We start from the raw sequence: 15,770 nt of genomic DNA on the forward strand, positions 1-15,770 counted from the left end.
GTACTCCCTTTCTCATACAAAATTGCATGCCCGGGCAATTGCGATTTCTGTAAAGCCCAGGGATTCTGCCTTTGTTTGTTTGCCGCTGGCCGTTTCAGCCACCATCTGCAAAAGCTCCTCGCCAAGCGCCTCCACCGTTTTCTCGCCGTAGATCAGGGGAGCGGCGTTAAAGTCGATGTTGTCCTCCATCTTGGCAAAGGTCAGCTTGTTGCCCGTGATTTTGATAACGGGTGCGATGGGGTTTCCGGTGGGGGAACCCCGCCCGCTGGAAAACACCACAACCTGTGCGCCGCCGGCGACCATGGCCGCCACGGAGGCGGGGTCGTTGCCCGGTGTGTCCATAATCACAAGGCCCTGCTTTGGGTCCACCTGCTTGGCATAGTCATACACGGCGTTGACCGGGCTGTGTCCGCCCTTGTGAATGCAGCCCAGAGACTTTTCCTCCAGCGTGGTGATGCCGCCTGCCTTGTTGCCGGGGGAGGGATTTCCAGCCCGCACATCCTCGCCCACAGGGTGAAAGGACTGCTCGAAGCGGGTAATAATTTCGTAGATACGGTCATGAACCTCCGGCGTGGCGGCCCGGCGGGCCAGAATGTGCTCCGCGCCGATAAACTCCGTGGTTTCCGAAAGGATGCTGGTTCCTCCCGCAGCCACCAGAAGGTCGCTCATAGAGCCGATGACCGGGTTGGCGGCAAGTCCGCTGGTGGGATCGGAGCCGCCGCATTCCGTGCCAACAATCAGCTCGGAGATGGGGAACTCCTCCTTGCGCAGGATGCTGGCGTCCGCAACCATCGCCTTGGCGTAACGGACGGCAATTTCCACCGCTTTCAGCGTGCCGCCTACCTCCTGAATGATGACCTGCTCTATGGGCTTGTTGGTCCGCTCGCGAATGGCGGCGACAACCAGATCCATCTGGCAGTTCTCACAGCCGAGAGACACCACGACCGTTCCGTAAATGTTGGGATTGGCCGCAAAGCCAGCCATAATGTCCATGGTATACTGCTGGTCCGGCGCCACCTGAGAGCAGCCCTGCTGATTGTTGAAGGTTACGCTGCCCTCAACCTGCTGGGCGATGATTCGGGTGACGTCCGAAGCGCAGACGCTGGCGGGCAGAATTAGAACCTTGTTCCGCACGCCCACCCGCCCGTCCGGGCGGCGATATCCGTAAAATGTCATGATTGTGATCCCCTTTTATTCCTTGGCCCGACGGTCTTCCTTAATGCTGTCCACGTTATGAACGTGGACATGAGCCCCCGCAGGGATAAACGCCGTTGCGGCGCCGATGTGTTCTCCGTATTTAACCACCGGCTCACCCTTTTGGATATCGCGGATGGCCAGCTTGTGATAGATGATGATATCCTCCGTCGCCGTCAGCGACGCAGGCTCGCCGCCCACAAGATACGTCACCGTATCTCCCGTGGCAACCGGCTCGATGGCAACAATTACATTGTCTCTTGGGTCAACGATCAGTGCATTCATGAAAGCGATACCTCCTGCCTTAAAAAAGGCTATTTTCTCTGATACAGGGCTTTGATTTCCTCTGTAAGGGCGGATGCCTCCGGCGTTTGCCAGACCTGAGCCGGGAGCACCACGGCGGGGAAACTGCTCCAGCCAATCAGATAGTAAGGACCGACTTTCTCGCAGAGGTTGATTTTTTCCACAGGGATGCGCGCCTCTGCCCGGTCAGAGGCAAAGACCACCGTATTTCCCCGCAGGGAGAGGCGATATTCTTCGCTTCCGCGCCAATCGCCCACCTCCCGCCGGATGCGGAAGCGGCAGACAAACGGAAGCATGGAGAGATTCTCCAAGTTTGCCAGCACCAAAAGCACGGCGCTCAGGGCAATGTTAATGGGGGATGCATCCCGGAACAGATTGATGACGGCCAGCACGCTGATCACAAGGCGCACAAAGGTGGCGGAGCGAAAAAAGCGATGCCGGTAATAAAGGGTGCGGAAGGCAAGGTATTGCCCGTCTTCAAGAACGGTCTCCTCCATGTGCCAGGAGAGGCTCCCTTCGGGCAAATCCTCGCGCTTCGCCGGCGGCGGCTGGGAATGCGCCGCCTGATCGCGCAGCGACTGGGCAAAGCGCTCCATGGCCTCCCGATTTGGAAAGGCGGAGTCCGGCACGATGTCGAACATGGTTTCCCCGCAGTAAAGATGCAGGGCGTTCGCCCGCTCCTCCACCCGGGAAAGACCGTGCAGAGGACAGGAAAGGCGCTGCGTGCCATAGCGCAGACGTAACTGCCCGTCCGTCGTGCCCAGCTTGTGCTCCTTCCAGAACTCCTCGGAAAGCTGACCGGTGTACTCCAGACGCCGCAGCGTGCCGCGGGCCCGGGACATAACGGTGCAGCGGCGCAGAACCGTCAGCGCCGCCAAAAGAATTGACCAGACCAGAAAGAAAATCCGCTGGTCCGGATTCAGACGAAAAATACAAAGCAGAATGACGGCTGCCATCTGCACCACAGTCAATAAAAGAAGGGTAAACACCCGGATGGGTCGGCGCTCGTTGCGGCGAATCATGTCTGCCAGCAGGTCGATATACGCCTGCCTTGGTACCTTATAGGTCAAATCCATCGGTCACTCCAATTTTAACAAGGACAGGCAGCCGGGGCACGGCGCTGCAAAGAGTGTTTCTTTGCAATTGCAGCGGGCCCGACTGCCTGTCTGTGCTTACGAACAAGTAGCCCGAAAAGGCCTTAAGTCGTTTTTTTGCTGAGAAGCAGCAGCTTTCGGACGATGGGAACCACCACGAAGAGAATCGCCACCACCACGAAAAACACGGCCACGGGACGGGTGGCAATCTGTCCCCATTCGCCGCTGGAGGCAATCAGGGCCATGCGCATATATTTCTCAATCAGCGGCCCGAGAATGAAGCCCAGAATCACGGGCGCCATGTCGATACCGAGGCAGATGAGGAAATAACCCACAAAGCCAAAAATAATCATCACCCAGACGTCGAACATACGGTTGTTCAGGGTATACACGCCCAGAACGCAGCATGCCACAATGGCAGGGAATAGGTAGGACAGCTTCACGTTGACCATACGGACAAACGCCTTCATCAGGCCCAGTTCCATCACGTACATCACAACGTTTGCCAGGAAGTAAGCCACCATGATGCCGCCCACCAGCTCCGGATGCTCGCTGTACAGCAGAGGGCCGGGCTGCAGACCGTGAATCATCAAACCGCCGATCAGGGCGGAGGTGGTCAGGTCCCCGGGGATGCCCAGGCAGACCAAAGGAATCAATGCACCGCCGTTGGTGGCGTTGTTGGAGGTTTCGGAAGCGGCAATGCCCTCGGGGCAGCCGTGACCGAACATCTCCGGCGTCTTGGAGACGGTGCGTGCAAGGTTATAGGAAATCAGGGTGGAGGCGTTCTGTCCGATGCCGGGCAGAATGCCGATGCCGGTGCCCACCACGCAGCCGATGCCCACAGCCTTCCAGCTTGTCTTCATCTCGGAAAGGGGCGGAACCAGCGTGGTTTTTGCGAAGTGAATCTTGGGGCGGGGCTTGTGCAGCTCCAAAGACTGGTTAAACACCTCGGTGATGGCAAACAGGCCCATCATCAGCGCGGTGGAAGAGATACCAGCCTGAAGCTGCCAGAAGCCGAAGGTAAGACGGGACACGCCGCTGATGGAATCAATGCCGATGCCGCCCAGCATCAGACCGAAGATAGCGCCGATCAGGCCCTTGATCATGGAGTTGGAGCACATGGCCACCACCACCGACAGGCCCATCAAAGCCACCGCAAAATACTCCCAGCTTCCGAAGCTCAGAGAAATTTTTGCAAGCTGAGGCGCAATTGCCATCAGGGCAAACGCGGAGAAGGTTCCGCCCACGAGGGAGCAGAAGACGCCGATGGCCAAAGCCTGCGTGGGCTTGCCATTTTTCGTCATGGGATACCCGTCGAAGCAGGTATAAATGGACGACGGGGTACCGGGAATGTTAATCAGTGTGGCCGTGATCAAACCGCCGCTGATGCCGCCCACATAGACGGCAATCAGCATGGTCAGGCCCTGAACCGGCGACATGACATAGGTAAACGGAATGAACAGTGTAACGCCCAGCGTTGCGGTAAGCCCGGGAATGCTGCCGAAAATAATTCCGACGAAGATGCCCAGCAAAAGCAGCGCGATGGTCATGGGGTCACTGAAGATATACTGAAAGCCAAGGATGATTGTCGACAATCAAGAGCCCTCCCTTTCCTGTCTGCGCAGGATAATATAGTTTTTAGCCGGCAATCTGGGCCATGTCCGCAAAGACGGGGGTCAGGCTTTCTGCCCAGGCAAGTGCGCGAACCTTGGCGGCGGGGCCGTCAACGTAGGCCACGGTAAAGCCCAGGTTGGCCATGGCGTCCACAAACTCGGGCTTCTCGCAGACTTCCTTCATCTTGGCGGAAATGTACTCCAGAACGGCGGGATCGGTGCCTTTGGGGGCGAAGAAGCCACGGGGCTTGCCGTAGGTCACGTTGTAGCCAGCCTCAACGGTGCTGGGCACGTCGGTGAGCGCGTCGATGCGCTCGTCATTGCACACCAGCAGAGGAACGGTGGTGCCGGCTGCGATATAGGCAGAGGTGTCGGCCAGAGAGTTGACCTCCAACTGGATGTGGCCACCCTGCAGGGCGGTTTCGCTGGCGGCGCCGCCGTCGTAAGGCACAATGGTGACCTTGTCATAGATGCCCATGGCCTTCAGCAGCTCCATGGTGGTGCCGTAGTTGACGTTGTTGGAGCCGGTGCAGCCCACGGTCACGGTGCCGGGATTGGCGTTGATGTAATCAATTGCCTCCTGAGCGGTGGTCCAGCCGGTGGCGGGACTGGTGCACAGCAGATTGTAGTCGGTCACCACGTCGCAGATGTACTCCAGATCCTCGTACAGGGGATCCTGAGCCTGTCCGCTCATGGAGTAGGAGATCAGGTCCATCTCGTTGTGGGTCATGATAGTATAGCCGTCGTTGGAGCTGTTAAAGCCCTGCAGTGCGCCGATGTAGCCGGCAGCGCCCTCCACGTTGATGGCAACCGCGGTAGCGCCCAGATCCAGATGCTGAATGACGCCGCGCACCAGGTTGTCAGAGCCGCCGCCGGGAGCGTAAGGAATGATAATCTGAACGTTTTTGGTGGGATAATCCAATGCGGAAGAGCCGCTGCCGGTGCTTCCAGCGCTGCTGGCACTGCCGGTGCTGCCGGAGCCGCTTCCGCCGCAGCCAGACAGGATTCCCGCCAGCATCGCGGACGCAAGCGCAAGTGACATAGCCTTTTTCATGTATGTTTCCTCATTTCCTTAATTTGGTTTGTTTATCCAAAACCCCATTTAGGGAAGGATACACCTGAGAAGCTGGGTAAACACGGCCCACAGAGCAACGGTCAGAGCAACGGAGTAGACGATAATCGCGACAAGCTGCTTTTTGGGCAGCTTTCCCGCTTTTTCGGCATCTCCCTGATTCTCCTTCATTGCAAAGGTTCCGCACAGGACGATATTCAGCACCAGAGTGCAGGGGAAAAACGTCAGCACGGGCAGCAGCAGCGCATAGAGAACCAAGGCCACCGCAGTGATGACAATTTCCTTAGAAATGGGGATTGCGATTGCCTGATGCTCGCCGTCCCGCTTGAAATTGATGGCATAGATCAACTGCAAAATGCACAGCCCCAGCATAATTCCTGCCAGAAGATGGATATAGGTGCTTGCTTGTGCCCACATGCCGCCAAGGCCGTTTTCCACGCCGGTGATGATGTGCTTGCTGGTCAGCAGAAAAATGGACACAGCGCCCATCACCGCCGCCAACACAAGGTCATTGGTGCTTCGAATCACTTTTTTCATAAACTTCCCTCCTTTCAATCACATAACAGTTTTGGAAAAGCTTTGCGTGAGAGCTAAAATCCATTTCAGCAGGCAGGCCTGCTGAAATTAACAGGGTAAAGTGGCCAAAACCAAAATGCCTCAGCAATTATAGAGTGTTTTAATCTGGATCCCTGTGTCGTAATATGCCGTCTCCACCGGACGGTCCTGAAAAATCGCGTCCACCAAAAGCTGAACGGATTTATAACCCTGCATATAAGGGTCCTGCTCGATCAGGAACTGTACGGTCCCTTTTTTCATGCAGGCCACGTTGGAATCAGTGGAGTCAAATCCCACTACTTTGATTTTTCCGGAAAGTCCAGCGTCATCCACGGCATGGGCGGCGCCGCTGAGGCCCGCACCGCTGACAAAGATGCCGGTCAGTCCGGGAGACTGCTCAATCTCGGCGCGAGTAAGCCGATAGGAAATATCGTGATTGCCCTGACTGTAAACCACGGGGGCCAAATCCATTTCCCCGCCCGGAAAGTTTTGAATGTGATCGACAAAACCGTGAATCCGCTCCTCACTGGAGTAATGAAGACGGTCCACGCCTACAATCAGCGTGCGCCCCTTTTCCGGAGAAATCTGCTGCATCAAAAACGCCGCACAGGCGCCGCTTTTGTAAGAATCCTGCCCAACAAAGCAGTCCCGCAGCTTGTCCTCCGTGTCCGCGTTGTACGTGATAATGGGAATTTGTTTTGTGGTGAGCTGGCGAAGCAGGGCGTTGACCTGCTCCGACTCAATGCCGCGCAGCACCAGCCCTCGGATATCGCTGTCAATCAGGCGACCCAGAGCTTCCAGATAAGCGGATTGGTCGTCGGGCGGAGCAAATTCTGTCATAGTCTGTATACCGTACTGCTGAGCGTATGAAATGCCGTCGCTGACGCCGCGCATCACCAGTCTTTGAAAGTCCGGTTCGCGGAGAGAAACCAGAACGCCGATTTTATTTTTCTTGCGGGAGAGATAAAATGCGCGGCCGAGACTGTTGGGCTGAAAGTTCAGCTCATCCATCACGGCCCAGACCTTCTCTACCGTCTCGGCCTTGACCCTTCCGCGATTGTGGAGCACCCGGTCTACGGTCCCTCGGGATACGCCGGCTTTTTGAGCGATGGATTCAATGGTTGTCATAAATCATTCATCTTCTTTCCAAAAAGATACAGCGGGAATGGGACAAATTATATCCGCGATGGCAGCCATGCACCAGAGGGAAGCGTTTGACCTGCAAAAAAGAAAACATCTGCCGTTCTAACAGGAAAATGCTGTTTGCACCGTCGCAAAAGTATTCAAAAAATTATATGAGTGAACGTACACGCAAAAATGCGTGAACGTGCACGCACATGACACAAATAAAAGACGAACTACCTTCGTCTGACGTCAAGCCTCTGTGTACTCATAATAATATAAGTCGTAAGATAGCGGTTTTCAAGTGGAATATATGACAAAAAATTCACACGGTTTTTGTAATATTAACAAAAAATTTAAAATAATTTGGCATTTTTAACTTGCCATAAATGCTTTTTCTGTTTAAAAAGTCATTTGCTATGGTAATGTTTAGAAGACAGCGCTAAGACGGGAACTGAAGCGAAAGAAGGCGGGCGGAAATGCGCCCGCCTTTTGCACACGCTTTTATGTCCAGTTGTTAGATAGTGTCAATAATAAATATGCGTTATAATAGTCTGCAAATATCCGCTCTATCCCCGTATCTGTTCATGTGCCTTTCAAATTTAGTGAAGCTGAGTGTATTTAAAAGCAAGCTGTAATCTACGACTACGAGGTAAATGCTCGTTTTTTAAAATGAATTACATCAATGTACCAATAAGATGCCTGCTAATACGATATGTTCTGTTTTGGTTGCCTTTCGTCTAATTGTCGTCTAATTGCTAGTATTCACAGCTTACAGTCTGTCAAATCTTATTATCTTTTCCAAAATTCTGACGAAAAATATATTAGAACGTGATAAACCTAGTGAATTTCGGAAGAAAAATATTGCGTGCCAATAAAATGAGGAGATTTGATAGGATGAAAAGTATTGCGGCAAAAATTATTACCTGCATCGGCGGGATTGTACTGGCGGCTATGGTGATCGTCTGCGTAGTCACGTCGACTATGGCGTCAAGGGATATGCGCCAAAGTGAAGACAGAATCGTGCAGTTGTCTAACCAAACGAGCGTATCCAACGTTTCCAACTACCTGTTGAAATATATAACCATTGCCCAGCAAATGGCACTTGACCAAAATGTCGTTGAGTTAATGCAGTCCGGCTCAACTGTGGAAAATATGAAGGATTCCCCATATTACAGCGGGGCGTTTACCATGCTTTCCAATCTGATGCAAAATGAATCCGAGAATATCATGTCCGCTTATATCTCCAGTGCCGATACGAACCTGGCATTTGACGGCAAGGATTGGTTTCCCGATGATTTTGATCTGAAAAGCCGTAGTTACTGGTTTTCTGAGCAATCGGACATCGACAGTGGTTATATCATCACCGAGCCATATTTAGACCCGCATACCAATAACATTGTCACGACGATTTCCGTGCCGGTTTACGGTTTGACGGGCGATATTCTCGGCGTTACGGCCATTGATATCCAGATCACCACGATCTGTGACATGGTGGTTAATGCGCAGACCTCGTTCAAGACGGGTTCTCAGATGATGATTTCCAGAGGAGGTGCCATCCTCGCGCATCCAAGTCAGGACCTGCTGATGCAAGGTCTCGATTCCGCAGGGTACTCACAGGAAATGCTTGACGAGCTCTCTATTCCGACCGGAAACGCGTTTCAATACAGCGAAAACGGCGAGGACGCCTTTGCGGTTATCGGGCAGGAATCACAGAGCAAATTCTTGATTGTCACTTCCGTTCCGCAAAAAGAATATCAGGAGGCTGCCTCCCAGTTGGTTCTGGTAAATGCAGCAACCTATCTGATCGCAATTATCATTGTAATTCTTATAATTCTGCTGATTGCAAAAAGCATTTCCAAGCCTCTGAAACGCCTGACGGCCATTACAGACGATTTGGCTGCCGGCAACCTGGACGTCAGCATCGATGTACATTCCAAAGATGAGGTGGGACGGTTGGCCGCGTCCATGCAGTCGCTGGTCACCCGATTGAGGGAGTACATCGCTTATATCAGCGAGACATCGGAGCTTCTGGAGCAGATAGGACACGGGAATCTCGACCTGAAATTTAAAAACTCTTATGATGGCGACTTTGCCATTATCAAAAATGCACTGGTGAAAACATCTGCCATGCTAAATAAAATGCTGACGGAGCTTCGCGATGTTTCCAACAATGTCTCCTCCCATGCCCTTCAGGTGTCGAACGGTTCACAGACGCTGGCGCAGGGAGCCACAGAGCAGGCATCTTCCGTTGAAGAATTGTCTGCCATGGTCACCACGGTTGCTTCCGGCATTACAGAAAATGCCACCAATGCTGTGCAGGCCAGCAGCCTTTCCAAGGAGGCGGAAAGCAGCCTTGTTGAAAGCAATCAACATATGAAGAAAATGGCAAATTCCATGGAGCACATTAACTCCGCTTCTTTGGAAATTCAGAACATTATTAAAGTGATTGATAACATCGCATTTCAGACCAATCTGTTGGCGCTGAACGCCGCAGTGGAGGCCGCCCGCGCTGGTGAGGCGGGCAAGGGCTTTTCTGTTGTGGCCGATGAGGTTCGTAATCTGGCGCAGCAGAGCACCGAGGCTGCCAAGAGTACGGCGGAATTGATTGAAACTGCCGTCGCGGCGGTCAAAGAGGGTGCCGAAATTTCCGCCGCAACTGAAAAGTCTATGAAAGATGCTTCCCACCAAGCCGCCGAGGCCATGAAAATGATGCAAGCCATTTCGGAGGAAACTGAAAAGCAGTCGGTGTCTGTCGAGCAAATTCGAGTTGGTATCGATCAGATCTCCACGGTGGTTCAGGTCAACGCGGCCACCGCAGAGGAAAGTGCGGCGTCCAGCCACGAACTCTTAAATTATGCAGAACATCAACTGGAGCTAATCAGCGTCTTTCACCTATCCGGAGAAGTATCCGACGAAATCCACGACGACATCTCAATTGCTCAGGATAAAACTGCTGAGGTTTCCTATGAACCTGCCAAAGAATCTTTAGAGAAGCCTGCTAAAAATAGCGCAAAGGATATTCTCGCAGGAAAATATTAATTGCTTACATACAATCTGAAAAGGAGGCATTCATCAGGCGGAGAGAAAAGTTTGCCAAGCTTTCCTCCGCCTGATGGATCGAATCTTTACTCTACTATTTGTTAAGTGATCTGTCCTGCACTTTGGTTCTTCGGAGATCTACACCACTTTGTAGATCCAGATACAATGCTGTTTTTTAAATGATAAAAAGAACGATCTTCCACTTCCCGTGATTTTAGTATTATAGGCCACCTTAAATGCTGTGACCTTATACACTCTTTTTACAAAAAAATAACTAGACCGTTCTTGCAAGAAAAATGTTTTTTTCATATAACTTATCTACTTAGGAAATGTCGGGGACAATTCGACATGCCTTTTAACGGAAGCCAATGTAGTTGCCCTGAAAAGCAGGGTATACAGTACGGTTCTATATGCCTAAATAACGCCTATGCAAAAAAGAGACGCATCGGATAGGGAAGAGGCAAAATTTTTTTGGGTGCCATTTACCATACAATTTTCCGAATGTGCAAATCGTGCGCGATTTTTTACACACACCCACCGACATGAAACAACACTTACCAATAGTTTATTAAATAGGCTCGTAGCTACTGGGAACTGATGCAAAGCTGCTTTCCAGCGGGGGAGTACCACATGTTGAAAGAATCTATACAGAAACACTATGTGCAGTATTAAAGCGCAAAAAAGGAAGCTTCCTAACGATTGTTAGGAAGCTTCCTTTATGGTTGCGGGGGCAGGACTCGAACCTACGACCTCCGGGTTATGAGCCCGACGAGCTACCAACTGCTCTACCCCGCGATATAAATTGGCGCTGCAAATACCAATGGTGCCGGTGACCGGACTCGAACCGGTATAGCATCGCTGCCGGGGGATTTTAAGTCCCCTGTGTCTACCAATTCCACCACACCGGCAGATATCGGCAGAAATTAGAATACCACATAAAGCATCGGTTTGTCAACCCTGGTTTTAAAAAATCTTTTTTATATGGGGCAAAATTCCGCGCAATTTTTTATTCCGCTCTGCATATACTGGTCAGGATACGGATTTGAAAAGAGGTGGGTTATGCGTATGAACAGCTCCCAGACCAGCGATGTGGATGATCTCATTTACCAGGATATCTGGTTGACCAGCGACCGATAACAGGCGGGACGCAGACGCGCCCCGCCTGTTACTTTGTCAGTTTTATTGTACGATGGTCCCGCCGCCTACCACCGTCTCCCCGTCGTAAAGCACCACGGCCTGTCCCGGCGTAACAGCCCGCTGGGGCACGTCAAAGGTGAGCCGTAGGCCTCCTCCTTCCAACGCTTCCGCCGTGGCGGCGGATTCCTGCTGACTATATCGGGTTTTGGCGGTGACACGCAAGGGCTTCGTGATCGCGGGGACGGAAATCCAATTCATGTTCTCTGCCGTCAGCATCCGGGTCCACAGGGCCGAATCCGGCCCAAGACGAATGGTTCCGGTGGCGGGGTCCTTGTCCAGTACATAAAGGGGCGGCTCAATGGATAGCCCCAGACCCTTGTGCTGCCCCCGGGTATAGCGGACAAAGCCCTTATGCTGCCCCAAGAGTTTCCCCTCCTGATCCACAAAATCGCCGGTGGGGGAGGAGTGGCCGGTGGTCCGCTGAATAAAGGAGACATAATCTCCGTCGGGAGCAAAGCAGATGTCCTGACTGTCCCGCTTTTTGGCGTTTACCAGTCCGTTTTGCTCCGCAATTTCCCGGACCTCCGTCTTGTGCAGTGCTCCCAGAGGAAATAGGGTGCGGCTTAGCTGGTCCTGTGTCAGCATGTAAAGAAAATAGCTCTGGTCCTTGCTCCGGTCCATGCCCCGCTTTAAAAGCCAGCGACCCGTTGTCTCGTCCCGCTCCACTCGGGCGTAGTGCCCGGTGGCAAGAAATTCGCCGTGGAGCGCCAGCGCCCGTTCCAGCAGCGCGCCGAACTTCACGGAGCGGTTGCACTCCGCGCAGGGGTTGGGCGTCCGGCCTGCCTCGTATTCCGAAATAAAGTCCGCGATGACCGTGCTGCGAAACACTTGTGAAAAATCAAACACATAAAAGGGAATGCCCAGCCGCGCGGTCACTGCACGGGCGTCCTCCGCGTCTGCCAGGGAGCAGCAGGTTTTCTCCCTGCATTCGCCCAAATCCTCGTTGTGAAACAGACGCAGGTTCACGCCGGACACGTCGTACCCCGCCTGTTGCAGCAGCAGCGCAGACACGGAGCTGTCCACCCCGCCGCTCATTCCGAGAAAAACACTTTGACCCATGTAAAAAAATCCTCCTTCGGCCCGGATTGCCGGACCGCAAACGCGCAAAAGGGGACCATTTCGGTCCCCTTTTGCGCCGATAGACAAAGCTTCGTCAGCGGTTGCGAATGACAAACGCCTCTGTGGGCAGGGCGTCCGCCAGTCCCAAAAGGGCCTGGTTAAAGCCGCCGGTGTAGTCAAACCGCGCGTCGGACAAGCCGCTGCGGTTTGCCCGCCGGATGGGGAGCCGGGCTGTAAACCGCGATCCCGTGCCAAGCCGTGACTCCGCCGCCATTCTTCCGCCGTGATCCTCCACAATCCGAAGGCACAGGGGCAAACCCAGACCCAGACCGTGGGGCGGAGGGTCCCGTGGCTCCCGGCGGGAATAGTGGTCAAAAAGAGCCTTCATATGCAGGTCGTTGATGCCGCAGCCGGTGTCTTCCACATCCAGGATCGCGTGGTTGTCGGTGCGCCGCAGTGTCACAGTGACCGAGCCGCCGGCAGGAGTAAATTTAAAAGCGTTGGACAAGAGCTGGAACAACAACTGCCGGATGGAATCCGGGTCTGCCGCGCAGATTAGCTGAGGAAGTGCGCAGTCAAATGTCAGCTCCAAATTCATCAGACGCGCCAGCCCCTCTGCCTCGTCGCAGACATCCCGGAGCAAGCCCGCCAGATCGCAGTCCTGCATGGATAGGGGGGTGTGCCCGTCCAGCCGGGCGGCGGCGGACAGGCAGTTTACCAGCCGCAGCATCTGATAATACTGCTGGTCCAGCCGGGCTGCTTTTCGGTCCAACTCCGGGTCCTGCTCCCGGGCCTCTGCGGGGGCCAGCGCCGTGGCCGCGAGGTAAAGCCCACTAAGCATGCCGCGCAGTTGCGTTGCAATGGAGGGGAAGAGACTGGTTAACAGATGTGCTTCCTCACACTCGTAATTCTCCACAGCGTTCCTCCTTTCGGCGCCTGCGTTTATAAAGGATAGGGTTTGCAGACAGCCGGACCATAACCCCGGAAAACTCTGGGTTTTGCAATACGGCGGGCACTTTCTTTCTGTATTTCCTCAGAATATCAAAAAAAGGGTGCAAAAACAAGTAGTTTCCTGCTTTTTATTGAAAATTTCCTGCATTCGTTGGGGTTTGACAAATTTCGAGGGAGAAAAGAGAACGGAATCTTGTAGAAACCGCCAAGGAAACACTGGAAAAATACTACGTAATTTTGCGTATATAGAGGTTCACATTTCGGAAAAGCATGCTATAATAACTGTAAAGGATCGTTGACGCTGGTTGAGACAAGCGGCGCTGATGCTTCCCGCCTAAGTTGGCATAGCCGCAGCGCGGCGGCCGCGTAGGCTTTGCGATTTCCGGGCTTTCCGCCAAAGGCGGAGGGATGCGCATATTTCCCGGAAGGCATTTCTCAGAGCGAAAAGCGGGTACCAGAACGGCGCGGGGGCAGCGCCGCGAAAAAATATGAGATCGGACGGTAAGGAACATGGCGATTAAGGTTGGAATCAACGGCTTCGGACGCATCGGACGAGTAGCGCTGCGGATTATGCTGGAGCGGGGCTGCAGCAGCTATCAGCTTTGCGGTATCAATCTGCGGAACGCGGATTTGGATTACATGGTTTATCAGGTGAAGTATGACTCGGTGTTCCGCACCTATCATGGGACGGTGGAGCACGATGACAGACACTTGATTATTAACGGGAAAAAAATCCGGGTTTATTCCGAGAACGACGCCAATCTCATCCCGTGGGACGACTGCGGCGCAGAGTACATCATTGAATCCACCGGCGTGTATAATTCCACGGAGAAGGCATCCGCCCACTTCAAGGGCGGGGCGAAAAAGGTCATTCTCAGCGCGCCGCCGAAAGACGATATTACGCCTACCTTTGTGATGGGCGTGAACCATAAGAACTATGTTCCTGACGTGAACGTGGTGTCCAATGCCTCTTGTACCACCAACTGTCTTGCCCCCATGACTAAGGTAATTAACGACACATTCGGAATCGAGCAGGCTCTGATGAGCACCATCCACGCGGCCACCGCCAAGCAGAAGGCGGTGGACTCCCGCGCGGGCCGCGACTGGCGGACCGGGCGCAGTGTCATCGGCAACATCATCCCCTCCTCCACCGGCGCGGCCAAGGCCGTGGGTCTGGTCATTCCGGAGTTGATGGGAAAGATGACGGGCATGAGCTTCCGCGTGCCAACCAACGATGTGTCCGTGGTGGACCTGACCGCGCGGCTGAAGCAGCCTGCCAGCTATCACGATGTGTGCGTGGCCATTGAGAATGCCTCCCGCAACAGCATGAAGGGCATTATCTGCTATACCACCGATCAGGTGGTTTCCTCTGATTTGACCGGGTTTTCCGAAACCTGCATTTTCGACGAGACGGCGGGCATCATGCTGGACGATAATTTTGTTAAGCTCATTGCATGGTATGACAACGAATGGGGCTATTCCAGCAAGCTGCTGGACCTGATGGCCCATATGTACGAAGAGGATCATCGCTGAAAACAGCCGGGGGATGGAGCGCAGCTCCATCCCCCGGCTGTTTATGCATCTCCCGCCGGTTTTTCCGCGGCGGGCTTTTTCTTACGTCGCCCGCCCCGATGAGCGGCGCGGACCAGCTTTACGGCGGCTTTGTCTTCTGACGCAGGCGCGGTGGGCTGGGACTTCGGCGCAGCCGGATCGGCAGGCTTGGGCGCAGATGGCGCCGTGGAAGCGGGGGCTAGGGGCTGACCGGGCTTCGCAGAGGGCTGGGCCACCCCCTTGGGGGAAGGCTGCGCAGCAGGCTTTTCTGTGTTTGCCCCGGAGGGCTTTGCTTCGGTGCCTTTCACCCCGGAGGACTTCGCCTCAGTGGGGGTACCCTCAGCGAGCTTCGCTTCAGCGGACTTGGAATCTGCGTTTTTAGCGGATCGCCGCCGCCCGTTTCGGCTCTTTTTCACCGCTTTTTCTCCCCCGGAGGCTAACGGAAGCTTGTCCTCCGGAGTGGAAGCTACTGCCGCCGCCGCGGGTTTTTCCTCTGTGGCAGGCTTGGCGGGCTGAAACAGCCCTTGCAAGTGGTCAAAAGCAGCAATGCCCTGAACGTCGCCAAACTCCTGCTGTAAGGAGGCGCGCAGCTCCTCGGCGCTGGTGGCCCGCAGGAGATAAAACGCTTTCAGGCACGCGGCGATGGAGGGGCGCAGGGCCACCTCCCGAAATGCACCGGCATACCGCACCCGCAGGGCGCTCATGGCGGCCTCGTACCCCTTGTCCTGACTGATGACATAGGCGCAGTCGGCCTCGCCCCGGCCCACCAGCACACCCAGTTCCGTAATAATCTGGAAGTCGATGGAGTTCTTTCCGCCCTTCACGCTTTCCAGATACTGAATGCTGGCTTTGCTGCCCTTGCAAAGCTCCTTGATCTTGCTAAGGGCAAGACCCGTCTTCTGATAAAAAATCAGAATGGAGTCCTCGGACTTCAACTGGTCCGCGCCCTGAAGGCCGGTGCCGATGTTGTTGTCGCCGTCCACTAAAAAAATCATTTTCATAAAACTTATGAAACCT

At 54.0% G+C, this 15,770-nt stretch carries 12 protein-coding genes and 2 tRNA genes; 2 read left to right on the forward strand and 12 right to left on the reverse strand.

The features are described 5' to 3' along the window. Positions 1 to 12: 12 nt before the first annotated feature. The 7 genes from RTU96_RS00180 to RTU96_RS00210 all read right to left on the reverse strand — a co-directional run bounded on the left by RTU96_RS00180 (position 13) and on the right by RTU96_RS00210 (position 6,959). Entirely contained in the window at positions 13 to 1,176 is a 1,164-nt protein-coding gene (locus RTU96_RS00180; protein WP_312634242.1) for a UxaA family hydrolase, read from the reverse strand. Between the two features lie 15 nt (positions 1,177 to 1,191). Further along, the gene (locus RTU96_RS00185; RefSeq protein WP_312634243.1) at positions 1,192 to 1,479 is read right to left on the reverse strand and encodes a UxaA family hydrolase; all 288 of its coding nucleotides are present in this window, start codon (positions 1,477 to 1,479) and stop codon (positions 1,192 to 1,194) included. 29 nt (positions 1,480 to 1,508) lie between these two features. Further along, the gene (locus RTU96_RS00190; protein ID WP_312634244.1) at positions 1,509 to 2,573 is read right to left on the reverse strand and encodes a hypothetical protein; all 1,065 of its coding nucleotides are present in this window, start codon (positions 2,571 to 2,573) and stop codon (positions 1,509 to 1,511) included. A gap of 122 nt (positions 2,574 to 2,695) precedes the next feature. Continuing rightward, positions 2,696 to 4,186: a tripartite tricarboxylate transporter permease gene (locus tag RTU96_RS00195; RefSeq protein ID WP_312634245.1), complete on the reverse strand. Its 1,491-nt coding sequence runs from the start codon at positions 4,184 to 4,186 to the stop codon at positions 2,696 to 2,698. Between the two features lie 43 nt (positions 4,187 to 4,229). Beyond that, positions 4,230 to 5,258 carry a tripartite tricarboxylate transporter substrate binding protein gene (locus RTU96_RS00200; RefSeq protein WP_312634246.1) on the reverse strand — a complete coding sequence of 343 codons (1,029 nt, stop codon included), beginning with the start codon at positions 5,256 to 5,258 and terminating at the stop codon, positions 4,230 to 4,232. A 48-nt stretch (positions 5,259 to 5,306) separates the two neighbouring features. Beyond that, the gene (locus RTU96_RS00205; RefSeq protein ID WP_312634247.1) at positions 5,307 to 5,813 is read right to left on the reverse strand and encodes a tripartite tricarboxylate transporter TctB family protein; all 507 of its coding nucleotides are present in this window, start codon (positions 5,811 to 5,813) and stop codon (positions 5,307 to 5,309) included. Positions 5,814 to 5,933: 120 nt separating this feature from the next. Beyond that, positions 5,934 to 6,959 carry a LacI family DNA-binding transcriptional regulator gene (locus RTU96_RS00210; RefSeq protein ID WP_312634248.1) on the reverse strand — a complete coding sequence of 342 codons (1,026 nt, stop codon included), beginning with the start codon at positions 6,957 to 6,959 and terminating at the stop codon, positions 5,934 to 5,936. 891 nt (positions 6,960 to 7,850) lie between these two features. Between RTU96_RS00210 and RTU96_RS00215 the strand changes: the two genes are divergently transcribed. After that, positions 7,851 to 9,995, forward strand: a complete 2,145-nt coding sequence (locus RTU96_RS00215; RefSeq protein WP_312634249.1) for a methyl-accepting chemotaxis protein — start codon at positions 7,851 to 7,853, stop codon at positions 9,993 to 9,995. Positions 9,996 to 10,714: 719 nt separating this feature from the next. Here the strand turns inward: RTU96_RS00215 and RTU96_RS00220 are convergent. The 4 genes from RTU96_RS00220 to RTU96_RS00235 all read right to left on the reverse strand — a co-directional run bounded on the left by RTU96_RS00220 (position 10,715) and on the right by RTU96_RS00235 (position 13,167). Further along, a tRNA-Met gene (locus RTU96_RS00220) sits at positions 10,715 to 10,790 on the reverse strand. Positions 10,791 to 10,816: 26 nt separating this feature from the next. Continuing rightward, positions 10,817 to 10,903 (reverse strand) — tRNA-Leu (locus RTU96_RS00225). 271 nt (positions 10,904 to 11,174) lie between these two features. Then, the gene (gene mnmA / locus RTU96_RS00230) at positions 11,175 to 12,251 is read right to left on the reverse strand and encodes a tRNA 2-thiouridine(34) synthase MnmA (RefSeq protein ID WP_312634250.1); all 1,077 of its coding nucleotides are present in this window, start codon (positions 12,249 to 12,251) and stop codon (positions 11,175 to 11,177) included. Positions 12,252 to 12,345: 94 nt separating this feature from the next. Then, on the reverse strand, positions 12,346 to 13,167 hold the full coding sequence (locus tag RTU96_RS00235) for an ATP-binding protein (protein WP_312634251.1): 822 nt from the start codon (positions 13,165 to 13,167) through the stop codon (positions 12,346 to 12,348). A gap of 545 nt (positions 13,168 to 13,712) precedes the next feature. On the opposite strand from RTU96_RS00235, the gene gap reads away from it, so the two are divergent. Then, on the forward strand, positions 13,713 to 14,735 hold the full coding sequence (gene gap, locus RTU96_RS00240; RefSeq protein WP_294852461.1) for a type I glyceraldehyde-3-phosphate dehydrogenase: 1,023 nt from the start codon (positions 13,713 to 13,715) through the stop codon (positions 14,733 to 14,735). 41 nt (positions 14,736 to 14,776) lie between these two features. On the opposite strand, the gene RTU96_RS00245 is transcribed toward gap, so the two are convergent. Beyond that, positions 14,777 to 15,754: a PIN domain-containing protein gene (locus tag RTU96_RS00245; RefSeq protein WP_312634252.1), complete on the reverse strand. Its 978-nt coding sequence runs from the start codon at positions 15,752 to 15,754 to the stop codon at positions 14,777 to 14,779. Between the last annotated feature and the right edge of the window lie 16 nt (positions 15,755 to 15,770).

It is taken from the genome of Oscillibacter sp., from assembly GCF_032018205.1.
Classification (GTDB): domain Bacteria; phylum Bacillota; class Clostridia; order Oscillospirales; family Oscillospiraceae; genus Oscillibacter.

What these genes read in the sequence shown, in the direction of transcription:
- RTU96_RS00180 (WP_312634242.1), bottom strand. Translation starts at nt 1,176, where the DNA reads ATGACATTTTACGGATATCGCCGCCCGGACGGGCGGGTGGGCGTGCGG.
- RTU96_RS00185 (WP_312634243.1), bottom strand. Translation starts at nt 1,479, where the DNA reads ATGAATGCACTGATCGTTGACCCAAGAGACAATGTAATTGTTGCCATC.
- RTU96_RS00190 (WP_312634244.1), bottom strand. Translation starts at nt 2,573, where the DNA reads ATGGATTTGACCTATAAGGTACCAAGGCAGGCGTATATCGACCTGCTG.
- RTU96_RS00200 (WP_312634246.1), bottom strand. Translation starts at nt 5,258, where the DNA reads ATGAAAAAGGCTATGTCACTTGCGCTTGCGTCCGCGATGCTGGCGGGA.
- RTU96_RS00205 (WP_312634247.1), bottom strand. Translation starts at nt 5,813, where the DNA reads ATGAAAAAAGTGATTCGAAGCACCAATGACCTTGTGTTGGCGGCGGTG.
- RTU96_RS00210 (WP_312634248.1), bottom strand. Translation starts at nt 6,959, where the DNA reads ATGACAACCATTGAATCCATCGCTCAAAAAGCCGGCGTATCCCGAGGG.
- RTU96_RS00215 (WP_312634249.1), top strand. Translation starts at nt 7,851, where the DNA reads ATGAAAAGTATTGCGGCAAAAATTATTACCTGCATCGGCGGGATTGTA.
- mnmA (WP_312634250.1), bottom strand. Translation starts at nt 12,251, where the DNA reads ATGGGTCAAAGTGTTTTTCTCGGAATGAGCGGCGGGGTGGACAGCTCC.
- gap (WP_294852461.1), top strand. Translation starts at nt 13,713, where the DNA reads ATGGCGATTAAGGTTGGAATCAACGGCTTCGGACGCATCGGACGAGTA.
- RTU96_RS00245 (WP_312634252.1), bottom strand. Translation starts at nt 15,754, where the DNA reads ATGAAAATGATTTTTTTAGTGGACGGCGACAACAACATCGGCACCGGC.